The sequence below is a fragment of the Polynucleobacter sp. HIN6 genome, assembly GCF_030297575.1.
GTDB lineage: Bacteria > Pseudomonadota > Gammaproteobacteria > Burkholderiales > Burkholderiaceae > Polynucleobacter.
The window spans coordinates 278651-303298 of record NZ_AP028137.1; the positions used below are offsets into that span (position 1 = coordinate 278651).

General features: G+C 39.7%; 17 protein-coding genes. 16 read left to right on the plus strand and 1 reads right to left on the minus strand.

Going from position 1 to position 24648, the window contains the following annotated elements:
- Positions 1-22: 22 nt before the first annotated feature.
- Positions 23-991 carry a GDP-mannose 4,6-dehydratase gene (locus QUE66_RS01520; protein WP_286223984.1) on the minus strand — a complete coding sequence of 323 codons (969 nt, stop codon included), beginning with the start codon at positions 989-991 and terminating at the stop codon, positions 23-25.
- 153 nt (positions 992-1144) lie between these two features.
- Here QUE66_RS01520 and QUE66_RS01525 point away from each other — a divergent pair, with 153 nt between their 5' ends.
- From QUE66_RS01525 to QUE66_RS01600, 16 genes are all read left to right on the plus strand, one after another.
- Positions 1145-2644, plus strand: coding sequence for a mannose-1-phosphate guanylyltransferase/mannose-6-phosphate isomerase (locus QUE66_RS01525; RefSeq protein ID WP_286223985.1), 1500 nt, complete (start codon positions 1145-1147; stop codon positions 2642-2644).
- 35 nt (positions 2645-2679) lie between these two features.
- Positions 2680-3813 (plus strand): GDP-mannose 4,6-dehydratase, encoded by a 1134-nt coding sequence (gene gmd, locus QUE66_RS01530; RefSeq protein WP_286223986.1) that lies wholly within the window; start codon positions 2680-2682, stop codon positions 3811-3813.
- 84 nt (positions 3814-3897) lie between these two features.
- A complete protein-coding gene (gene fcl, locus QUE66_RS01535) occupies positions 3898-4887 on the plus strand; it encodes a GDP-L-fucose synthase (RefSeq protein WP_286223987.1) in 990 nt (329 codons plus the stop codon).
- A 96-nt stretch (positions 4888-4983) separates the two neighbouring features.
- Positions 4984-6402, plus strand: a complete 1419-nt coding sequence (locus tag QUE66_RS01540) for a lipopolysaccharide biosynthesis protein (protein WP_286223989.1) — start codon at positions 4984-4986, stop codon at positions 6400-6402.
- 66 nt (positions 6403-6468) lie between these two features.
- Positions 6469-7164: a class I SAM-dependent methyltransferase gene (locus tag QUE66_RS01545; RefSeq protein WP_286223990.1), complete on the plus strand. Its 696-nt coding sequence runs from the start codon at positions 6469-6471 to the stop codon at positions 7162-7164.
- A gap of 179 nt (positions 7165-7343) precedes the next feature.
- The gene (locus tag QUE66_RS01550) at positions 7344-8492 is read left to right on the plus strand and encodes a glycosyltransferase family 9 protein (RefSeq protein WP_286223991.1); all 1149 of its coding nucleotides are present in this window, start codon (positions 7344-7346) and stop codon (positions 8490-8492) included.
- A gap of 19 nt (positions 8493-8511) precedes the next feature.
- A complete protein-coding gene (locus QUE66_RS01555; protein ID WP_286223992.1) occupies positions 8512-9279 on the plus strand; it encodes a glycosyltransferase family 2 protein in 768 nt (255 codons plus the stop codon).
- 52 nt (positions 9280-9331) lie between these two features.
- The gene (locus tag QUE66_RS01560) at positions 9332-10075 is read left to right on the plus strand and encodes a glycosyltransferase family 2 protein (protein WP_286223993.1); all 744 of its coding nucleotides are present in this window, start codon (positions 9332-9334) and stop codon (positions 10073-10075) included.
- A 717-nt stretch (positions 10076-10792) separates the two neighbouring features.
- A complete protein-coding gene (locus tag QUE66_RS01565; protein WP_286223994.1) occupies positions 10793-11905 on the plus strand; it encodes an MraY family glycosyltransferase in 1113 nt (370 codons plus the stop codon).
- A 647-nt stretch (positions 11906-12552) separates the two neighbouring features.
- Positions 12553-13533: a glycosyltransferase family 2 protein gene (locus QUE66_RS01570; RefSeq protein WP_286223996.1), complete on the plus strand. Its 981-nt coding sequence runs from the start codon at positions 12553-12555 to the stop codon at positions 13531-13533.
- Entirely contained in the window at positions 13533-14351 is an 819-nt protein-coding gene (locus QUE66_RS01575) for an ABC transporter permease (protein ID WP_286223997.1), read from the plus strand. The genes QUE66_RS01570 and QUE66_RS01575 overlap by 1 nt, the downstream gene beginning before the upstream one ends.
- Positions 14341-15741 carry an ABC transporter ATP-binding protein gene (locus tag QUE66_RS01580; protein ID WP_286223998.1) on the plus strand — a complete coding sequence of 467 codons (1401 nt, stop codon included), beginning with the start codon at positions 14341-14343 and terminating at the stop codon, positions 15739-15741. Before QUE66_RS01575 ends, QUE66_RS01580 begins: the two co-directional genes overlap by 11 nt.
- Positions 15742-15754: 13 nt before the next feature.
- Positions 15755-19495 (plus strand): rhamnan synthesis F family protein, encoded by a 3741-nt coding sequence (locus QUE66_RS01585; RefSeq protein WP_286223999.1) that lies wholly within the window; start codon positions 15755-15757, stop codon positions 19493-19495.
- Positions 19492-20424, plus strand: coding sequence for an NAD-dependent epimerase/dehydratase family protein (locus QUE66_RS01590; protein WP_286224000.1), 933 nt, complete (start codon positions 19492-19494; stop codon positions 20422-20424). Before QUE66_RS01585 ends, QUE66_RS01590 begins: the two co-directional genes overlap by 4 nt.
- A gap of 52 nt (positions 20425-20476) precedes the next feature.
- The gene (locus QUE66_RS01595) at positions 20477-22750 is read left to right on the plus strand and encodes a rhamnan synthesis F family protein (RefSeq protein ID WP_286224001.1); all 2274 of its coding nucleotides are present in this window, start codon (positions 20477-20479) and stop codon (positions 22748-22750) included.
- Complete coding sequence (locus QUE66_RS01600) at positions 22747-24648, plus strand: hypothetical protein (RefSeq protein WP_286224002.1); 1902 nt, start codon at positions 22747-22749, stop codon at positions 24646-24648. Before QUE66_RS01595 ends, QUE66_RS01600 begins: the two co-directional genes overlap by 4 nt.

The following is a 24648-nucleotide window of genomic DNA, read 5'->3' on the forward strand; positions in this document are numbered from 1 at the left end:
CCTATCGGAGTAAAACTATAGCCTATTGACCCAGTTTTTGGGCTTGAGCAGCGCACATGCGCTCAATCACCCCATCAACATCGGTGGGTTTTTTCCACTGAAGGTGTTCAATCGCACGCTCGGGGTTGCCCACACTGTATTGGATTTCATTGGGTCGAAAAAACGCAGGATTGATTTCCACGTACTGTTGCCAATCCAAATCAAAATACTCAAAGGCTTTCGCGACAAAGTAGGTGAGTGACTCCATGCGGCCCGTAGCGATTACAAAATCATCAGGCTTATCTTGCTGCATCATGAGCCACATGGCTTCTACATACTCCGGGGCCCAGCCCCAATCGCGGCAGATGTCTAAATTACCCAGTTGGATTTTTTGAAGCAGCCCCGCTTTAATTTTGCTAGCCCCCACAATTATTTTTTGGGTGACAAAGCGCTCTGGACGCAAGGGCGATTCGTGGTTAAACAGAATGCCTGTGCAAGCATATAAGCCATAAGACTCGCGGTAGCTGTTAATGAGCCACTTGGCAGTTGATTTGGCAACTGCATAGGGACTACGGGGTGCAAAGGGTGTGGATTCATTGGCGGGGGTTGTGCCAGTATCGCCAAAACACTCGCTGGAGCCTGCATTGTAAAAACGCACAGACTTCCCTAATACCCGAATGACTTCTAGGATGTTGAGCGTGCCAATGGCGATACTCTCGATCGCTTCGACCGGCTGTTCAAACGAGAGTCCCACCGAGGTTTGTCCAGCAAGGTTGTAAATCTCATCGGGATCGCAGCTTTGAATGGCATTAAACACGCTACGAAAATCATTAATGGAGACAGAGAGAAGTTTGACCTGTTCGCGAATCCCCAGAATATTCAAATTATGAAAAGAGGAGGCCATCACATCGCGCGATGAACCGGTCACGGTATACCCTTTGCCTAAGAGGTATTGGGCTAGGTAGGCACCGTCTTGGCCGGTGATGCCGATAATGAGGGCTTTTTTGCTCATACGCTAATGATACGAACTTTTCGAAGGCGCAAGCAGTACTGGGTTTTCATGAGGATCCATGCAGAGTGCGTGGTCAGGGGCAGAGGCAGAGGACTGCAGCCTAGATACCTTATAGGAGACCTTTACCCCTTTACAATACGATTATTCTGAAAAATGATACGAATTGTGCCCAACCCTAATTTAAGCTCCAAAGTCATCCCTGTCATTCTATGTGGCGGCTCGGGTACGCGTTTGTGGCCCTTATCGCGCTCGGGATTCCCCAAGCAATTTCTTGTTCTCTCAAGTAATGAAGACCAGCATAGCCTTTTTCAGCAAGCCCTGAGCCGCGCTCAAAAAGCGATTGGGTCCCATGCCGATGAACAGCCTGCCTTAATAGTGACCAATGAAGAGCATCGGTTTTTAGTGCTCGATCAATTGCGTGAGTTAAAGGATGTAAAGGCAACATTGCTACTCGAGCCGGTAGCACGCAATACTGCCCCGGCGCTTACGCTAGCGGCATTGTGTGCACAGGCGCAAGGCGATGACCCCATTTTGCTCATCACCCCAGCCGATCAAACGATTACTAATCAACCCGCTTTTGAGTTGGCGATGCACTCCGCACTGCAGATTGCGCAATCCGGGGCAATCGCTATCCTGGGCGTGACCCCCACTGGTCCAGAGACTGGTTACGGGTATATCAAGGCCAAGCTCGATCCTCAAGCAGTAGTTGATATTGGTATGACCGTTGAGCGTTTTGTTGAAAAGCCCGATGTGGCAACCGCGACCCAGTATTTAAAGGAGGGTGGCTACTATTGGAATGGCGGGATGTTTGTGCTCAAAGCCGGTGTATGGCTTGCAGCCCTCCAGGCATTTCGCCCAGACATTTTGCAGGCAAGCACTCAAGCATGGGATGGTAAAACCAGTGACGCGCACGATGGTACCGTATTTATTCGTCCTGACAAGGCTCTGTTTGAAGCAATTCCCAGCGAGTCGATTGATTACGCAGTGATTGAACAATGCCCAGGTAGCAGATTTCCCATTCAAATGGTCCCATTGGATGCGGGCTGGAATGACCTGGGTGCTTGGGATGCAGTGTGGCAAGTCGGCGCTCCAGATAATGCCGGAAATGTGACACGGGGTGATACGGTTTTGGATCAAACCACCAATAGTCTGGTGTATTCGAGTACGCGCCTAGTGAGTGCAGTGGGCGTGAAAGATCTCGTGATTGTGGAAACTGCCGATGCGGTCTTGGTAGCCAATCGTGCCAATAGCCAAGAGGTCAAGGCGATTGTGAGTCGCTTAGAGAAAGCAGGGCGCGAAGAGAAAAACCTGCATCGCAAAGTCAATCGCCCCTGGGGTTGGTATGACAGCGTTGATGAGGGCGAGCGCTTTAAAGTCAAACGCATTCAAGTCAAACCCGGAGCGAGTTTATCGCTGCAAATGCATCATCACCGCGCTGAGCATTGGATTGTGGTTAAGGGTATTGCCGAGATTACCAATGGTGATCAGGTGCTGACCTTGCATGAAAATCAAAGCACTTTCATCCCCCAAGGACAAACCCACCGCTTAGCCAATCCCGGCACAGAGCCTTTGGAGATTATTGAGGTTCAATCCGGTTCTTACTTGGGTGAGGATGATATTGTGCGCTTTGAAGACACCTATGGGCGACAATAAGCTCAATGACGAATAATGGAGTTAAGAGAGAAGCCATGAGTACGAATCAAGCCAAAGTTGCTTTAATAACCGGGATTACTGGTCAAGACGGCTCTTACCTTGCAGAATTTTTATTAGAGAAGGGCTATGTGGTCCATGGCATTAAGCGCCGCGCCTCACTCTTTAACACCGAGCGCATTGACCACCTCTACGAAGATCCGCATGTCAATCACCCTCATCTGATTCTCCACTATGGGGATTTGACGGATACCAGTAATTTGGTACGGATTATTCAAGAGTGCCAACCCGATGAGATCTATAACTTGGGTGCGCAAAGCCATGTGGCAGTCTCGTTTGAATCCCCCGAGTATACGGCCGACGTGGATGCGATTGGGGCGCTACGCATGCTCGAAGCGATTCGTATTTTGGGCTTAGAGAAGAAAACCCGCTTTTACCAAGCATCGACTTCTGAGCTTTATGGCCTAGTACAAGAGATCCCACAAAAGGAAACGACCCCCTTTTATCCCAGAAGCCCCTATGCAGTCGCGAAACTCTATGCCTATTGGATTACGGTGAACTACCGCGAAGCCTATGGCATGTATGCATGTAATGGCATTCTCTTTAACCATGAGTCCAAGCGCCGCGGCGAGACCTTTGTGACCCGTAAAGTGACTCGGGGGCTTGCGAACATTGCCCAAGGCTTAGAGCAATGCCTCTATATGGGCAATATCGATGCACTTCGTGATTGGGGGCATGCTAAAGATTACGTGCGCATGCAATGGCTTATGCTCCAACAAGATAAGCCAGAGGATTTTGTGATTGCGACTGGTGTGCAATATACGGTTCGTGAGTTCATTCAAAAGAGTGCCAACGAGTTAGGAATCACGCTCACATTTGAAGGCAAAGCTGAAGCCGAGAAGGCAATCGTCACAAAGATTGAGGGAGATAAAGCGCCTGCGCTCAAAGTAGGCGATGTGATTGTACAAATCGACCCCCATTACTATCGTCCCACTGAAGTCGAGACCCTCCTAGGAGATCCAACTAAAGCCAAAGAAAAGCTCGGATGGGTCCCTGAGATTACTCTCGATCAAATGATTGAGGAAATGGTCGCCCATGATCTTGAAAAAGCCAAGCAGCATGCCTTACTCCAAAAGCATGGGTATGCGGTGACAGTGGGTAAGGAAAAGTAAGCGAGAAGCAATAGAGAAGTAAGAAAAAAGTAACAGAACAGCAAAACACGCTTAACTCTCTCGTAACGAATTAAGGACTCTTTTTTGGCAAACGATCTTCACCAAAAAATCTACGTCGCGGGCCACCGGGGGATGGTGGGATCAGCCATTGTGCGCGAGTTAGAGCGCCAAGGGTATACCAATCTGATTTATCGCACGCACCAAGAGTTGGATCTTACCAATCAAGCTGCGGTTCGTCATTTTTTTGAGACCGAAAAACCCGATCAGGTGTATTTAGCCGCAGCCAAGGTAGGCGGAATTTATGCAAATAATACTTACCCAGCGCAATTTATTTATGAGAACCTGATGGTACAAAACAACGTGATTCATCAGGCGTTTGTGAGTGGTGTGAAAAAACTCTTGTTTTTAGGGTCAAGCTGCATTTACCCCAAGTTAGCCTCGCAACCTATGGCTGAAGATGCACTTTTAACTGGGAAGCTCGAGCCCACTAATGAGCCCTATGCGATTGCCAAAATTGCGGGGATCAAAATGTGTGAGAGCTACAACCGTCAGTATGGCAAAAGCCATGGGGTGGACTACCGCTCTGTGATGCCCACTAATCTGTATGGTCCTGGGGATAATTACCACCCCGAAAATAGCCATGTGATTCCGGCCCTGATTAGACGTTTTCATGAGGCGAAGATCAATCAATCACCCGAGGTCATGATTTGGGGAACTGGTACTCCTAAGCGTGAATTTTTATACGTCGATGATATGGCCGCTGCCAGCATTTTTGTCATGCAACTCGATGAGGTGGTTTATAAGTCATACACTGAACCTATGCAAGGGCACATCAACGTTGGTTATGGCAGCGACATCACTATCAAGGAACTAGCCCATGCAGTAGCTGACGCAATAGTTTATAGGGGAAGAATTGTTTTTGATTCTAGTAAGCCTGATGGCTCACCAAGGAAGTTGATGAACTCCTCTCGCTTGAGTGTTTTGGGTTGGCAGGCTAAGGTAAATCTGCAGGATGGTCTTAGACTGGCATATAAGGATTTTTGTGAGCAGTTTAATTTGGGTACGGATGCGTAGTTGATTGCTGGCTAATAAAAAAGTTTCATGCATAAACGGAAACTTCTTTTTAGTGTTTAGTGTGAAAAACTTAGGTGCTCATAATCCTTTTTGAGGATGAAATCTTTAAATTTTTACTATCTTGCAAGGCGATTATTTTTGGAAATATTAAAAAAACTAAGTCGTCATGGGCTTAGAGTATTTTGCCTAGACACGGAAAATGGTCTACACGCCGAGCGATATAAAAGAGCACTTTTCTCAATTCTAGCGAATGTTTTGAGTAAGGGTTTAAGCCTTATTTTGATGGTCATTAGCATCAGCTTGACCATTCCATATTTGGGGGTTGAAAGATTTGGAATTTGGATGACCATCTCAAGTTTCGTAGCTTTGCTAGGCTTTTTAGATTTAGGAATTGGAAATGCTCTTACAAACCGAGTTGCTAGCGCAGCCGTTAAGTCTCGTGAGGAATTGGCAAAAGTGATTAGTGGCGGCTTGATTATTTTAATAGGCCTCGGTTTACTCATCGGAATTCTTTTGATAATGGTTTCTAGTTACACGCCTTGGGAGACCTTATTAAAAGTAAATAATCCACTTCTATTGCCAGAGATTAAAGACGCAGGTTTCTGCTTTGCGATTTTATTTGGCCTCAGTATTTTTTCAGGAGGATGTCAGCGTATTTTTTTGGGGCTTCAGCAAAGCTATATTAGTCATGCTTTTAGTGGCTTTGGTTTTCTAATAGGTATTTTGGCTTTATTCGTAGCTGCCAAATATGAGGCTGGTATTGATACCCTGCTTATTATTGTTTTTGGAAGTCAGGTATTTGCAAATTCACTACTATTTTTTGTTCTCGTGCTAAGGCAGCAATTCCAGCTACGTGGTTCAGTTGCATTTGCGCGAGTCGAATTTTCTCAACTCTTTCGTGCCGGCGCAATATATTTTTTATTACAAATTGGCGGGATTGTGGGGTGGGGAGCTGATTCATTAATTATTTCAAGTACCATTGGGGTAACTCAGGTAGCGGTTTACGCCGTAGTCCAGCGACTATTTCAAATTGCTTCTCAGCCATTTATGGTGATGAATGCACCTCTGTGGGGGGCCTATGCGGATGCAGAGGCTCATAGCGATAAATCATTTATTAGAAAGACCTTAAAGAGGAGCATGACCCTTACTTTTTTTGGCGCAGGCTCAATTTCTTTTTTGTTAATACTGTTCCATACGCCAATTATCGATCGATGGACACAAGGTGTCATTGTTGCATCCCTATCTTTAGTAATCTTCTGTGGAGTATGGTCACTATTAGATGCTTGCGGCAATGCATTTGCAATGTTTTTAAATGGAACCAATGTTATCCGTCAGCAACTATATGCTGTTACCTTGTTTATTCTCTTAGCTATTCCTTTGAAATTTGGATTAATTGAAAAGTTGGGTTTAATAGCGGTTCCTCTAGCCACTATAGCGGCTTATAGTATTGCTGTGTTTTCAGTCTATGGTTATTTTTGCTTTAGGGATATTCAAAAAAAACTGCAAGTGAATTAAGCTTAAGGATTAATTGATTATTCTGACAATACAGAAAATGCATTGCTAAATTGGGAATAGAATTAAATGAAAGAAATATTTGATAATTATGTTGAAACATCTTTTGATGGTTATCAACAGGCAACATTTAAATTCAAGCAATTTAAAATTAATTATGAAAAATTTTTACCTAAAGATAAAAAAAGTTTAGTTTTGGATATAGGTATAGGACGCGGTGAAATGCTGTCGTGTATGCGCGACTGGGGTTTCAATTATCAAGGGGTTGATATATCTCCTTCAACAGTAAAATTTTGCCAGAGCCACAAATTGAAATGTGAAGTTACCGACGATACTGTTCAATGGCTATTGAATAACCGGAAAAAATTTTCTTTAATTACATGCCTTGATGTTCTGGAGCACGTACCTCAAAACCAAACAATTAATTTTTTAAAGGCAATCAAATCAAGCTTGTCAAACGGTGGTGTTGCAATCATTCAAGTGCCGAATCTGCAAAGTCCATATGGTTATCTACACCACTTTAATGACTTTACTCATGTAAGTGGATTTGTGGAGCATAGTCTTAGGCAGGTTTTACTGGCTGCGGGTTTCAAACAAATTGAGTTATATGGATTTGAGGAGATATTTGCTACAAGCCTAAAGCAAAGGTTAAGATTAGCTCTGAGATTTTTTTATAGAAGAGCAGTGCGATTTCTTCGCGCATTAAATGCGAATCCAAACCCTAAAATTTTAGATCCAGTGATCTTTGCAGTGGCAAGAAAGTAGATAAAACTTTTAGCTCTAGTCTTACATAACTCATCTGGTAAAAAAAGAGATTATTTTTTTATCCCCTTTATGGAGTTACTAGTGATCCTTATTTTTCTTTAGATTTTTATAACTCTTTAAAGCTATATGGAGATATTCTTAAGTTAATGCGGCATTTTGTAAAAAATTTATATCGAACTATGGCCGCGGCCTTTTTTTGGGTTTTTGACTTTTCTGCGATATTAACTACCTTATTTAACTCAATAAAAAGCAATCGCATTTTGGTGGTCCGTTTAGATCATATTGGGGATTATCTCCTTTGGGCTCCTCAGATTACATCCTTAAGAGAGCTATATCCCCGTCCAAAGTTTTCAATGGTTTTGATTGCAAATGCCGCGTGGGCTTCTTTGGCAGAGGAGACTCATCAATTTGATGAGATCTTACCGATCAAAGTGAATCAATTTAAGCGTTCTTTAACCTATCGATTTTCGATAATAAGGAAAATAAGAAAGTTGGGTATTGAATTTCTAATAAGTCCGGTGTATTCCAGAGATTTTTATGCTGTAGATTTAATCGTTAGATCATCTGGGGCTAAGTTAAAAATTGGATTTAGGGGTGACACGACAAATATCACTCCTTTACTGAAGGGTTTTACTGATAATTGGTATACACGATTCATTGAGGGAGATTTTGCTAGATTATCGGAGATTGATAAGAATGCTGAATTTATACGAGGCTTGGGCGGTAAGCCAGCCTCTGGCCTTGCGACCTTACACCCTTCTCCGCGAATTTTAGATCACAGTTATTTCGTATTAGTGCCAGGTGGTAGTTGGAGGGGGCGTTGCTGGCCAACCGAAAAATTCATTGAACTCTCTAGGCGTATCCAGCAAAAATATAATATTCCTGGCCTCATTTGCGGCACAGCTCAAGAGAGCTTTCTTGCTGATGCTATTAATGCTGGACTAGAGATCCCTTTATCTAACTTGTGCGGGCAGACGAGCCTGGATCAATTGATCGATATCATAAATAATGCCAGCTTATTAATTACCAATGAAACTGGGACTGTTCATATAGGCGCTAATCTTGGAACACCAACTGTTTGCATGTTGGGTGGTGGCCACTTCGGGCGTTTTTTTCCATACCCACCAGATTTAATGCCTAGTGCGGTTGAGGCTATATACTTCCCAATGGAGTGTTACGGTTGTAATTGGAACTGCATTTATGAGGTGCCTAAAAATGAGGCTGTTCCATGCATTCAGATGATTTCAGTAGACTCGGTTTGGCAATCTGCATCTAGGCAATTAGATAAATTTATGCTTAAAAAATTAGATTCAATTGAGCCTCATTGAGATAAGCATTACAGGCTAAATGAAAATTTCCATCATTACCGCTTGCTATAATGCGCAATACACCATTGCCGAAACTATCTCCTCTGTCATTGGCCAAACTTATAGCGATATTGAATATCTCATCATCGATGGGAATTCGTCGGATCAAACTGTAAACATCATTAAATCTCACCCTCATTTTGGGAAAGTTTCATATTTTGTTACTGAGCCCGATAAAGGGGTTTACGACGCAATGAATAAAGGCATCTCGATTGCCAGTGGCGAGATTATTGGTCTTTTAAATGCAGATGATGTGTATGTAGATAATTCTGTTTTGGCCCAGGTGGCACAAATATTTTCAGATACCTCTATTGATGCTTGTTACGCTGATTTAGTCTATGTAAAAGAGTTTGATTCTTCTCGCATTGTGCGCTATTGGAAGTCAAACACTTATCGTCCCGGCTTATTTGAGAAAGGCTGGATGCCAGCTCATCCAACTTTCTTTGTTAGAAAGAGAATCTATGAGAAATACGGGTCATTTGACCCCCTATTTAATTTACAAGCAGATTTTGAACTAATGATGCGCTTTTTATGTGTTCATCAAATCAAGGTATGTTATGTACCTAGAATTTGGGTAAAGATGCGGATGGGCGGCATCTCAAATCGCAGCTTGATAAGAAGCATATTCTCAAATTTAGATGCATTTAGGGCGTGCAGAAAACATGGACTTCAAGTTTCGCTACCATCCCTTTTTATTCTTCAAAAAATGATATCTAGGCTACCCCAGTTTTTTTTTAAACGACCTTAATTTTTTCATGGCAAATCACAAAGTACCCACTTAATAAGTTAATTGCTGTTTTATGCAAAATCTCCCACTCATCAGTATTATTACCAGCTCATTCAATGATGCCATAAATTTGGAAAAAACCATTCAGAATATCGCCCTTCACACCTACCCCAACCTGGAATACATAGTCATAGACGGGGGATCAAGCGACGGTACAAAAGAGCTATTGATGGCATCAAAAGGGGTTGTTAATTACTGGATTTCTGAATTTGATCACGGTATTTATGATGCGTGGAATAAGGGCTTAGCCCAAGCCAAGGGCCAATACATTGCATTCTTGGGCGCTGGCGATTGCTATTTGCCTGGTGGCTTAGAAGATCTCGTGACTTTGGCATTACGCAATCCTCAGGCAGAATTTATTTTTGGAAAGGTTAGCGTTCAAAGCTCAGATCAAAAAAAGCGAATCATTGGTAAGCCTTGGTCATGGAGCCTGTTTCGTCATTATATGTGTACAACACACGTTGGGGCCTTGCATTCTCGAAAATTATTTGACCACTATGGGATCTTTGATCCTAGTTATCAAATTGCCGGTGATTACGAGTTGCTATTACGCGCCAATAGACAATTAAAAACATCATTTTCTACCAAGGTTGTAGCCGTCATGCTTGCTGGGGGAGTAAGTCAGCGCAACCACACGGTTTTGTATGAGGCCATGCGCGCCAAGTTGCATCATAAGGCGGTATCAAGGGTAACTGCTAAATGGGATTTCATGATTGCTTATCTAAAGCTGGCAATTCGACATAATTTTTTGAGCTAACCCAAGTAAGCTTCAATGTATGTGCTGTCTCAAATAAATAGACGAAAATTAGCATCGTTACTGTGGTACTAAGAAGTGCAGGACTATTTTTTGATTTTGAGTCTATCATCATATAAATTTGTTTAGACTTTAAAATTGAGCCCAATGTGATTGAGTAAAATCATGTTTGCATTGGATACCTTTTGCAGACATCACGCAAAGACAAGTTTTAAGTACCTGAGCTACATAATGCTTTTGTGAAGTAATGATTAAGGCTATGGGTCAAGCTACAGGCGATCTCATTGAGGTTTCAATACTGACGATTGCTATGTAAATGCAAGTTATGGAAAGATATCAACCGGATTTTCTGGGATCGATCTATTGGCGCTGATTTAGTGATTAGAACTTCTTTGATTCAAAGCGGATAAGTACTTCAATCCTTTTAAATCGATCAAATGACTCTTCATTTAAAAAAACTTATGAGATCTAACACTCGGCTAGCCTGAGTTTTGTCCCTGATAAAGTCTATTTATTACCAATGTGGCTTATTTATATCAATGCACAAAATTACAGGAGATTTTGATTAAGTCGCTACCCCAAGCAAACTATTGGCAAACGCTCATGGTGAAAAGATTTGGGGTGGGATTAAATAAAACCCTCACCGGGCGAGATTCGTTATGGATTTTGATTGCCTGAGGCAATACCTAATGTAAACTCATTAAATATTAGATTGATGGTATGTCTGTTTTATTAATCTCCTTTCTTTTTTCATTTATCCTTAACCTATGGCTTGTTAGGTACAGTTACCTTCACGCTCGATTTTCCGCAGACTCAGACTTAACCGGTATTCAAAAATTTCATACTATTGCAGTTCCCAGGGTAGGAGGTGCAGCGATCCTTTTAGCTATTTTTTTAGCCTTGTGGGTACGCTATTTTCAAAGTCCTGACGTTGGTCTATTTGGACTTTTGCTTATTCTTAGCTCTTTACCAGCTGTTATCGCCGGCTTGACTGAGGATATTACAAAAAAAGTCGGCATTCGTATTCGTCTGATGGCCACTATTCTTGCGGCTGGCCTTGCAGGATATATGTTGAATGCATGGTTAGGAAGTGTACAAATTCTTGGTATTGATAATTTGATGATTACCTATCCTATTCTTGCTATTGCCATCACTTGCTTTGCTGTCGGCGGTGTAGCAAATGCCTTTAATATCATTGATGGTTATAACGGCTTATCTGCCGTGGTTGCTATTATGATTCTCTTGGGTATTGCCTATGTGGCCTTTAAAGTCGGTGATCATCAAATTATGATTGCTTCATTTGCGATGATCGGAGCTCTATTTGGATTTTTATTTTGGAATTATCCTCGCGGGCTTATTTTTTTAGGAGATGGGGGTGCGTATCTCGTAGGTTTTTGGATTGCGGAGCTATCGGTACTACTAACTACTCGTCACCCTGAAGTCTCTAAATGGTTTCCACTACTTCTTTGTGCATACCCAATTTTTGAAACCCTCTTTACTATTTATCGTCGTTTGATTCTTAAGAGGGTGCATCCAGGCATGCCTGATGCTTCTCACTTACATCAACTAGTTTATAAACGTGTAGTGAGATGGTCGGTTGGTACTAACTTTAACTATTTAAAAGTGCAGCGTAATGCTCTAACTGCACCCTATCTTTGGATGTTGTGCCTATTAGCTGTTATCCCAGCATTGTTGTTTTGGCAAAATCACGTACTTCTTAAAATATTTACAGCGATCTTTGCTTTAATCTATTGCTGGATATATTGGGCTATAGTTCGCTATAAATTTCCAGAATTTCTTATTATTTCAAATGCGGATAAGGATTCTGAGTAGCATCATTTAGAGTCTGTATGTTTGTATAGACGCTCGCTTTTTTAAAGTATTCTGACTATAAAGATTATGTTTGATCATTAAATCAAGACTATAACTTGAAATACATAAGACAGTATTTTCTGAAAGCCTTGTAAGTTAGCAATCAGTACCGAAGTAATTAGTTTGAGAGTAAGGAGTAATTAAGCTGATCTTAATAAGATTGGTAAATGGCAGCAGAGACCTTGATTAAAAAATTTCGTATGAACACTATGGGAAATGATCTTGTCATTAAATTCACAAGAATCAGTCCATCAAAACCTTTCCGAGATTTAAGTGCCCAAGACCACAACCAGTTTTAGTGGAATGGCGGATTCAATTTTTGTTGAAATAGTCTTATACAGAGTTACCCTGAATCAGGAGAGGTAAAGTTAAAACAAGCCGCCTAAAGTCCCCGATCGAGTGAATGTTAAACGCCATTAGCAGTCCTGCCCCGAGACTGCTATGTGAGAAATTGCAGTATTTTTCTTCAGTATTGGTATTTACCCCCCCCGCAGGGTATAATTCAATTATAAATTTTGAGAGTATTTCTTCAGATTTGATGCTTGTCATTGCTTTTTTGGCTTTATACACTGAGTTTTAGTCGCGTTTAAAGGAATTGGATCGTAGTTATGAGTTGGGAAGTGTCAATTTCTTTAAACAAAAATAAGAATAATCTTGGGCAACCCCCAAAACCGCTCGTGGCGATCCTCATGGGCACGAAAAATGGTGAGCAGTTTTTAGCGGAGCAGCTTGATTCTTTAGAAACGCAGACTCATCAGAATTGGGTGTTGTATGCCAGCGATGATGGCTCTAGAGACAGCACTCTATCCATCTTAGATAAGTATCAGACCAAATGGCCTGATGGAAAAATGATCATTCGTGCTGGCCCACAACAAGGGTTTTGCGTGAATTTTTTAAGTTTGGCTTGTGATCCCGCAATTAGGGCAGACTACTATGCTTTTTGTGATCAAGATGATGTGTGGCTTTCTGATAAGCTAACGGTTGCCATCCAAAATATCTTAGAAAATCAAGAAAACGCTTTACCGTATGTTTATTGTGGACGTACCATCTACGTAGATGAGGAACTTCGTAAAGTAGGATATTCGCCATTATTTACATTCCCACGAACATTTCGTAATGCGCTCGTTCAAAGCATTGCTGGTGGAAATACTATGGTATTTAATCATGACGTTAAGACTCTTTTAGAGAGGGTGGGACCAGTAAATCACATCTCCCATGACTGGTGGCTTTATCAATTAGTCACCGGAGTGGGCGGTGATGTTTTTTATGACCCAAAACCACAGCTACTTTATCGACAACATAAAGATGCATTAATTGGCGGTAATACCTCAATCGTTGCAAGATGTCAGCGGATTCAAATGGTACTTCAAGGCCAATTTAGGATTTGGAACGATATAAATATTGCTATTTTATGTTCGATTAAACCATTATTAAGTCATGGTAGCCAAGAAACTCTTGATCTTTTTAAAAAAATGCGTAGCGCAGACTTAAAAGACCGCTTTCGTTTGCTTGAGGTGACAGGTTTGTATCGACAAACTTGGCGTGGGACAATCAGTCTTTTGTTCGCCGCTTTACTTAAGAAGATCTAATGCAAAATTTTTCTTGTTCTCCTCGCGAAATGATTGCAAGTATCTGGCGGAATCGATCTTTGGTTATAGCGTTAACTAAGCGCGAGGTGATAGGCCGATATCGTGGATCCATGCTTGGAATTTTATGGTCTTTTTTTAATCCGGTCTTTATGCTGGTCGTCTACACTTTTGTCTTTAGTGTTGTATTCAAAGCTCGCTGGTCAGGTGGCGGTGATTCAAAAACAGAATTTGCTCTAATTTTGTTTTCAGGTTTAATTGTGTTCTCTTTGTTTGCAGAGTGTATTAATCGAGCGCCGAGTTTAATATTGGCTAACGTTAATTATGTTAAAAAGGTAGTATTTCCATTAGAGATTTTACCCCTAGTTGCACTACTTGCATCCCTATTTCATTTTATGGTTAGTTTGATAGTTTGGCTCATTTTCTATCTTATTTTTTTTGGAAAACCCCAACACTCAATTATTTTTCTGCCATTGGTCATATTACCGTTGATATTTTTAACAGTGGGTTTGTCGTGGGTTCTTGCATCATTAGGTGTTTATTTGCGTGATATTAGTCAAATTGTAGGAGTTTTAACAACTGCATTGATGTTTCTTTCGCCCATCTTTTACCCAATCTCGGCATTGCCTCTAGAATTTCAAACCTCAATGCATCTAAATCCGCTGACGTTAGTGATTGAATCGACGCGAGAAGTTTTAGTAAGGGGACATATACCAAGCCTAAAGTTATGGACTATTCAGCTAGCAGTATCGATTATGCTTGCTTGGCTAGGTTTTGCATGGTTTCAGAGGACAAGAAAAGGATTTGCAGATGTCCTCTGATATTGCTATCAAAGTTGAAAATCTGAGTAAATGTTATCAGATTTATGATCAACCCAGTGACAGACTAAAACAATTTATATTACCACCGCTTCAGCGTCTCTTTTTTATTTCTCAAAAACGCTATTACCATGAATTCTGGGCTTTAAAGGATATAAACTTTGAAGTAAGAAAGGGTGAAACTGTTGGAATTATCGGACGTAATGGAAGCGGAAAATCAACATTATTGCAATTAATTTGTGGGACATTAAGTTCGACATCTGGGTCTATAAAAACAGTTGGCCGGATAGCTGCACTACTGGAGCTTGGTTCGGGCTTTAACCCTGATTTTACTGGAAGAGAAAACATTTATCTCAATGCTAGAATTTTAGGGTTGGGTAAAGATGAAGTTGATTCAATATTTCAGTTAATTATAGATTTTGCAGACATTGGTGACTTTCTAGATCAGCCTATAAAAACATATTCGAGTGGAATGATTATTCGACTTGCCTTTTCTGTTGCTATCCACAGTAATCCCAAAGTACTAATTGTTGATGAGGCACTTTCTGTTGGTGATGAGCTTTTTCAAAGAAGATGCTTTTCTCGAATTGAAGCAATAAAAAAAAATGGCACAACAATATTATTTGTATCGCATTCCGCAAGTCAGATCATTGAACTCTGTGAAAGAGCAATTCTTCTTGATTGCGGGGAGCAACTTTTATTTGGGTTGCCAAAAGAGGTTGTTGGTAAGTATCAAAAGTTACTTTATGCGCCATTAGAAAAGGCCTCATCGGTTCGAGAGCAGATATTAAGACGTTCTGATTTAAATGAATGTTTTGATGAGTTACCAAGTCTAGATTCCGTCAAAAGCCACTCTGTATATCACGCCAGATCTAACGCTCAAGATCGTGAAGAAGAGTTTTTTGATGAGAGTATTGAGCTTCATAATGCTAAAACTATGTTGCAGTATGAGTCATTAGGTGCATGGATAGACTCCCCAATGATTTTGACTCAATCTGGTAAAAGGGTTAATTGCTTGGTGCGGGGCAAGAAATATAAGTTTTTATACAGAGTGAAGTTTAATGAGGGAGCAACAAACGTACGATTTTCAATGCTTATAAAAACAATTTCAGGAATGGAGTTGGGCGGGGCAATGTCCGAATCAACTTTTAATAAGGGCTTATCTTTTATTGAGCCTGGAACTTGTATCAATGTTGAATTTACATTTTCATGCAACCTCAATCCAAATGTCTATTTTTGCAATGCTGGGGTGCTTGGTATGAGGGGTCAGGAGGAAACTTATCTTCATCGAGTATTGGATCTTGCTACATTTAAGGTGTTATTTGTTGAATCAAATATATCAACAGCTCCCGTTGATTTCTTATGTGTTCCAAAAATAGAAATTTGTAATTAATTCGGATTTAATTATGACTGTTCATGGTACTTTTAATGTTCCAATTGATGCCGAATTTAACAATATTTCTAAGAATGAGGGCGTCAATAGAAATAAGCTAATAGTAGTTTTAGGAATGCATCGAAGTGGCACAAGTCTGATAACGCGTGGTTTGACTTTATTGGGCGTTGATCTTGGAGACAATTTATATTCTGCCGCAGTAGATAATCCAAAGGGTTTTTGGGAGGACATGGAATGTTTATCAATTAACGAAGCACTTCTGGATAATTTCGGATCTGCTTACGATAAACTCGGTATTCGGGAAGAAAAGAGCTTTGACAATCCTATAGTTAATAATTTAAAAAATAAAGCAAAAGAAGTTCTTAAAAAAAGACTAAAAACTAGTATGGGTTTATGGGGCTTTAAAGACCCCAGAACTTGTAGATTGTTGTGGTTTTGGGAAAAAGTATTTAAAGAAATTGATTGTGATGTCTTTTACTTAATAGTGATAAGAAATCCTTCGAGCGTAGTAAAATCATTGGCTACTCGAAATGAAACTCCTAAAGAAAAATCTTACCTTTTATGGTTTCAACATGTGTTGGCTTCGATAGTAAGCACCGAAGGGTATTGCCGCGTTATTGTTGATTATGATCTTTACTTGAAAGATCCACTTTCTCATTTATCCAGAATTGCTAGCTCCTTGCATCTCAAGGCTCCAAATCTAAAAACTCCAGAGACTCAAGACTATTTGAGTAATTTTCTTGAAAAAGAGCTTAATCATTATCCGGATCACAAGGTTGATGCAGATGCTCCGAGGGAAGTGGTTAAATTATTTAATTACCTTTTAGATTTTGCGTCAGATACTCAAGCGGCATCTAACCAAATTATTTCCGATAGTGGATTAATGACATATCTAAATGTAGAATTTTTAAATTCTGCATTTAGATATATTAATTTATTAGAGGATATTAATATTAACGAAGTGATGCGCGTCAATCAAGAGTGGTTGTTAGCCAAAAATCAAATTACCGAACGCGATAATCAAATTCAATCCCTTAATAACGAATTGATGCGCGTCAATCAAGAGTGGTTGTTAGCCAAAAATCAAATTACCGAACGCGATAATCAAATTCAATCCCTTAATAACGAAGTGATGCGCGTCAATCAAGAGTGGTTGTTAGCCAAAAATCAAATTACCGAACGCGATAATCAAATTCAATCCCTTAATAACGAAGTGATGCGCGTCAATCAAGAGTGGTTAGGTAAGTCAATTGAAATTGATTCAATTAAATTATCGTTTATTTGGAGGTTAACCAACTTTGTAAGAGTAATATTTTCTCGATTTGGTAATGGGCTATTAATTAAAAACACTACTCAATCTAGTTTATTGCCACATTTGGATTACTCTAATGATCTTAGCAAATTGCCGATTGACTTTGATCCTGATATTTATTTGGCATTTAACCCCGATGTTGCTTTAAGTCAGATTGATCCTATAGAGCACTTTATAAATTATGGAGAACGTGAAGGCAGAAAATATAAAGGTTTTGAAATCTTTGGATCTACATCTTTTTCGGAGCAGAAAGAAACAATACTGATCGTCACCCATGAAGCTTCACGAACTGGAGCTCCTGTTTTATCGCTTAATCTTGTTAGGGAGTTTTCTAAGAAATTTAATGTCTTATCTCTTATTTTGGATAATGGGGTGCTAAAAGATGAATTTTTGTTTGATGAAGCCGGTATTGTAGCTGTTGAAAATATCAAGTACGACAGAAAACTTGCGAGCTTAGTTATCACCAAACTCACCAAACGCTTCAATTTCAAATTTGCAATTGTCAACAGCATTGAGTCTCGAGTTGTTCTCGATGGGTTAAGTCAAAATAGTGTCCCAACTATTACCCTGATTCATGAGTTTGCTTCTTACACACGTCCTGAAGATGCTTTCCCAGCAGCCTTATTTTGGTCTAGCGAGGTAGTTTTTTCTGCAAGTATTGTTCGTGAGAATGCCTTTTTAACTTATCCCCATTTAAGTGCTCGCTCCACCCACATCATTCCCCAGGGTAGATGTTTATTACCAATCGATGATTTAAGTCAGATTGATATTGAGCAAGAGTGCATTCGCATTCGCTCTCTTATGCGACCTAAAGATTTGGATCCACACACTAAAATTATTTTGGGCGCTGGTTTTGTGCAGATGCGTAAAGGTATTGATTTATTTGTGGAGTGCGCCACTAGGGTGGTTGGCTCCCCTGGTGGGGAAAAGTGCCGTTTTGTCTGGATTGGCAAGGGGTATGATCCAGAAAATGATATTGCCTATTCTGTTTATATCAAAGATCAAATTGAACGCGCAGGATTGCAGAAATACATATTCTTTATCGATGAGACCCCAGCGATTGAAGCTGCTTATGAAGAGGCAGATCTATTCTTACTCTCCTCCAGATTAGATCCTCTACCCAACGTCGCTATTGAAGTTATGTCCTATGGCGTGCCAGTCTTGTGCTTTAACAAAACCACCGGTATAGCTGACTTTTTAATTGAAAGTGGGCTCGAAGAGGTTTGTGTTGCTCAATATATAGACACAGCTGAGATGGCACAAAAGATTATCTCATTACTTAATTCAGAGTCGCTTTATCAGGCAACTGCACAGCAATGTCAGCAAGCGGCCTCTCAGTATTTTGATATGAAGACGTATGTTGCCAAGCTAGAGCAATTAGGTGAGAATGCAAAAGCCCAAATGGAGCAAGATAAGTTAGATGGTCAGACTATCATAGAGTCAGGGTTGTTAAAGGAGGGGTTTTTAAATTTTCCATCAGAATGGGCTGTTACGGGTACTAAAAACGTGCTTCTTTCTTATATAAATGGGCATAAAAGCAATCTCAAAAATGTAAAACCCCACCCCGGTTTTCACCCAGGCATCTACCGTGAACAACATGGATTAGCTAGTCCCAATGTTGATCCCTTTGCTGACTATCTGCGGGCAGGTCGACCGAAGGGCCCTTGGAGTTACCCGGTCATTACCAGTCAAACTAATAGGAGGCTTCCTGCACTACCTCAAAATAAACGTGTCGCCTTGCATATTCATGCCTATTATCCAGAGTTATTTGCGTCAATTATTGATGCTTTATTAAGCAACCAAATACGCCCAGATTTATTTGTTAGCGTGCCCGATCAGCAGGGTAAAGAAAAGGTAATGTATGAGCTCAGGCGATATCAGGGAGTAAAGCACGATATTCGGGTTGTGCCAAATCGGGGTCGTGACATTGGCCCATTCTTAACGGAGTTCGGAAAAGATTTTTTAGAGGGTTATGACTTTGTGGGCCATATCCACACCAAGAAAAGTGTTGATATTAAAGATGCCCAAACAGGAGATGTCTGGTATCGATTTGCCTTGGCCAATTTGCTGGGTATAAAACAGCACCCCATGGCAGATGTCATTTTGACTGAATTTAATATCAATAGTACTTTAGGAATCGTTTTCCCCGATGATCCCAATATTGTTGGGTGGGATAAAAATAAAGAGCATGCAAAGCCCATAGCCAAAAGAATGGGTATAGAGACGCTACCAGAGAACTTCCTCTTCCCCGTAGGTGCCATGTTTTGGGCTAGAACAAAGGCGTTAATGCCATTTTTTAATCTAAACCTAGATTGGGAGGATTATCCAGCCGAGCCATTGCCTTATGACGGCTCAACTTTGCATGCTATAGAAAGATTACTAGGATTTCCTGCTAAAGGCTATCAAGTGGCAACATCCTATGTGCAAGGGGTAATGAGATGAAGATTGTGATATTCGGAGGTGGAGGTTTTATAGGATCCGCTATAGCAGATAGGTTGCTTCTAGATGGACATGAGCTGAGAATATTCGAGCGGCCGAGGGTAGAGCCTTACAGGACATTTAGTCCTGATGAGTCAGTGGAATGGATTGCTGGTGATTTTATGAGTAGTTTTGATGTGGGAAATGCAATTGATGGAATGGACGTAGTGCTGCATTTGGTTTCTACCACTCTTCCAAAAAGCTCAAATGAAGATCCTATTTTTGATGTCCAGACCAATTTAATTGGTACTCTACAGATGTTAAATGCAATGGTGGATAAAAGAGTTCAAAAAATAGTCTTTATATCTTCTGGCGGTACCGTCTACGGAAATCCGTCATACCTTCCTATTAATGAATCCCACTCCACTAATCCGGTGGTTTCTTACGGAATTTCAAAGCTTGCTATTGAAAAGTATTTATTACTTTATCAGCATTTATATGGAATTAATTCGACTGTATTGAGGGTTTCCAATCCATTTGGAGAGCGTCAGCGGATTGAGACGGCACAGGGGGCGGTAGGGGTATTTTTATATAAAGCAATTATTGGACAGCCAATAGATATTTGGGGTGATGGCTCTGTGGTGCGGGACTATATTTATGTTACGGATGTAGCTGAAGCTTTTGCAAAGGCTATTTATTACCATGGAACAGAGAGTATTTTTAATATTGGTTCTGGAATTGGCACTTCATTAAATCAATTAATTGGGCTTATTGAAGATTCGTTAGATTTGATAATAACCAAAAATTATCTTCCTAGCAGAGCCTATGATGTCAAAGCAAATATATTGGATAATTCTTTAGCGTTTAAAGAATTAGGGTGGTCCCCAGCATTCGATCTAAATGTAGCATTAAAAAATACTGCGCAATGGATACGTAGTCAATTAGCCTGTTAATTACATGCAACATTTACTCTCTAGTGCCATTCGATATATTCGGGTCCATGGCATGTCGAAATTTATCAAGAAAGTGCGTGAAACGCTTGTATTTCAAGTTAAAGAGAATATAGGAATTGTCGGTGAGATTGATGTAGATTTAGAAACCATTCTAATTATCTCCCATGAAGCTTCACGAACTGGAGCTCCTGTTTTATCACTTAATCTTGTTAGGGAGTTTTCTAAGAAATTTAATGTAGTGGTCGTGCTGCTAGGACCAGGAGTATTGACAAATAGTTTTAAAAGGGTCAGCGCTGTATATGTGCAACTCATAAACCAGAAGATAGTACCCAGAATTTTTATTCAAAAAAAAATCACCAAACTCACCAAACGCTTCAATTTCAAATTTGCAATTGTCAACAGCATTGAGTCTCGAGTTGTTCTCGATGGGTTAAGTCAAAATAGTGTCCCAACTATTACCCTGATTCATGAGTTTGCTTCTTACACACGTCCTGAAGATGCTTTCCCAGCAGCCTTATTTTGGTCTAGCGAGGTAGTTTTTTCTGCAAGTATTGTTCGTGAGAATGCCTTTTTAACTTATCCCCATTTAAGTGCTCGCTCCACCCACATCATTCCCCAGGGTAGATGTTTATTACCAATCGATGATTTAAGTCAGATTGATATTGAGCAAGAGTGCATTCGCATTCGCTCTCTTATGCGACCTAAAGATTTGGATCCACACACTAAAATTATTTTGGGCGCTGGTTTTGTGCAGATGCGTAAAGGTATTGATTTATTTGTGGAGTGCGCCACTAGGGTGGTTGGCTCCCCTGGTGGGGAAAAGTGCCGTTTTGTCTGGATTGGCAAGGGGTATGATCCAGAAAATGATATTGCCTATTCTGTTTATATCAAAGATCAAATTGAACGCGCAGGATTGCAGAAATACATATTCTTTATCGATGAGACCCCAGCGATTGAAGCTGCTTATGAAGAGGCAGATCTATTCTTACTCTCCTCCAGATTAGATCCTCTACCCAACGTCGCTATTGAAGTTATGTCCTATGGCGTGCCAGTCTTGTGCTTTAACAAAACCACCGGTATAGCTGACTTTTTAATTGAAAGTGGGCTCGAAGAGGTTTGTGTTGCTCAATATATAGACACAGCTGAGATGGCACAAAAGATTATCTCATTACTTAATTCAGAGTCGCTTTATCAGGCAACTGCACAGCAATGTCAGCAAGCGGCCTCTCAGTATTTTGATATGAAGACGTATGTTGCCAAGCTAGAGCAATTAGGTGAGAATGCAAAAGCCCAAATGGAGCAAGATAAGTTAGATGGTCAGACTATCATAGAGTCAGGGTTGTTAAAGGAGGGGTTTGGGATTCAAAGACTGGGTAATGATAAGAGATTTAACGTAAGTGCATTCCTCCTATCATGGAAAAATGGAATGGGTAGAAGAAAACCCCACCCCGGTTTTCACCCAGGCATCTACCGTGAACAACATGGATTAGCTAGTCCCAATGTTGATCCCTTTGCTGACTATCTGCGGGCAGGTCGACCGAAGGGCCCTTGGAGTTACCCGGTCATTACCAGTCAAACTAATAGGAGGCTTCCTGCACTACCTCAAAATAAACGTGTCGCCTTGCATATTCATGCCTATTATCCAGAGTTATTTGCGTCAATTATTGATGCTTTATTAAGCAACCAAATACGCCCAGATTTATTTGTTAGCGTGCCCGATCAGCAGGGTAAAGAAAAGGTAATGTATGAGCTCAGGCGATATCAGGGAGTAAAGCACGATATTCGGGTTGTGCCAAATCGGGGTCGTGACATTGGCCCATTCTTAACGGAGTTCGGAAAAGATTTTTTAGAGGGTTATGACTTTGTGGGCCATATCCACACCAAGAAAAGTGTTGATATTAAAGATGCCCAAACAGGAGATGTCTGGTATCGATTTGCCTTGGCCAATTTGCTGGGTATAAAACAGCACCCCATGGCAGATGTCATTTTGACTGAATTTAATATCAATAGTACTTTAGGAATCGTTTTCCCCGATGATCCCAATATTGTTGGGTGGGATAAAAATAAAGAGCATGCAAAGCCCATAGCCAAAAGAATGGGTATAGAGACGCTACCAGAGAACTTCCTCTTCCCCGTAGGTGCCATGTTTTGGGCTAGAACAAAGGCGTTAATGCCATTTTTTAATCTAAACCTAGATTGGGAGGATTATCCAGCCGAGCCATTGCCTTATGACGGCTCAACTTTGCATGCTATAGAAAGATTACTAGGATTTCCTGCTAAAGGCTATCAAGTGGCAACATCCTATGTGCAAGGGGTAATGAGATGAAAAAAAATAATATTTTAAAAAATATTTTTTGGATTTTACTATGCTTAATATCGATATATAGATTATATCTTACAGGTGACCGAGATATTATTCAGTTAAATTCTCCGCATGATGAATATTGGTATATAAATAATGCCAAAAATAATATTTTTGGAGGTGAATATACTCATATGAGTTATATTCATTTACCCATATATTCAATATGGTTAAAATTTTCATCATTAATAGGAATTCCAACAAGATTTCTGATTGATTTATTTTGGGTATTGGCTACCGCATACTTAGTTTATTCAATTATCAAGATTATAAATAATTATATAATTGGGTTATTATTATTTATATATCTAATTTTTCATCCTTATATATTTGAAATATTCGATAGAGCACTTTCAGAAACACTTCTCACTGTAATATCTGCATTTGTTATCGCATCTGCAATAGAAATATGGAACAATAGAAATAATACAAGAAATTTAAGATGGAAATTTGCAGTAGTAATTTATGTGGCAGGATGCGCCTTTGGATACCATACAAGAAGCGAGGGTATAGTATTTGTTGTTCCAATAATGACATTATTTATTTATTCAATATTTTATAGGAAACAGTGGTGGATAAAATCACAAAAGTTTAAAATAGCACTTCCATTATTAATTTATCCATTTATATCAATAATTACACTAAGTATTTTGATATCAACCATACATTACGCTAAGACAGGCATTTATGCAAGATATGATTTAGAACATCCCGGATATCTAAATGCATTGACTGCAATTAATAAAATAAATGCAGGACAAACAGAAAAGTATGTAACGGCATCAAAAAATGTGCTATCAGTAGCATATGAAGAAAGTGAAACCTTAAATGAGATAAGGCAATATTTAGATAATGAATCGGGAAAGATGTGGAGAAAAATTAGTGAAGATTCAACAGGAATAAAGGGTGAAATAGCAAATGGATGGTTTTATTGGGCCCTTAGAGATGCTGCATATCAAGCAGGTTGGTATAAAGATCCAAAATATGCAAACAATAAATTTAAAAGGGTGTCAGAGGAGATAGTAAATTCATACAAATCTGGAAAAATAAAAGCAAAATCATATGCAATTTCTCCTTTTTTAGATCCAGATTACAGTAAGTGGATAAAAAACTTACCTATTTCAATAATTAATGTGACAGATTTAATTCTGTATCCTAGTTCAAATTTTATTCAAAAAGTAGAGGATAGTGCAACGATAGATCAAAAATATATTTATACCGAAATTACTGGCAAGAGGCGCGAAGCATCAAAATTTCAATTTAAAGGTTGGATAAAACTACCAGAAAGAACATTGGTTCAGCTAAAGGCTAGTAATGTAAATATAAAAGATATGGAATTTTTAACTAAAAAAAGACCCGACGTCCAGGGTGCCTATTCTATAAACTTAGAAATACCTAATGGTGATATTCAAACTGCAAAAATAAAATATCAAACACCAGATGGAAAAAGTGATGAAGTAATGTTTAAAGATTTAAAAATGGGTGGAGTAACTGATATTAAAGGACAAATAGATACTCAAATTGGAATTGATTCTTTAAATATTTATAAATCTAAAAAGAGATTAGAAAAATTAAATAAAGTACTCAATAGTATATACCCATATATAGGATATATTGCATTACCAATAATAATACTTGGAATTATAATACCATTATTAAATAATAAAATTAATTGCTGTTATATTTTATTTATATTGTGTACGATAGCGGTATCTTCGAGAGTATTATTAATAAGTGTAATTGACTCAAGTTCTTATAATGGAATACAGGCAAGATATATCCTTCCTGCAATCCCGGCATATGCCCTAATGTTATTTATTGGATTGCAAATTATATTAAAAGAATTAGTAAAATCTAAATAG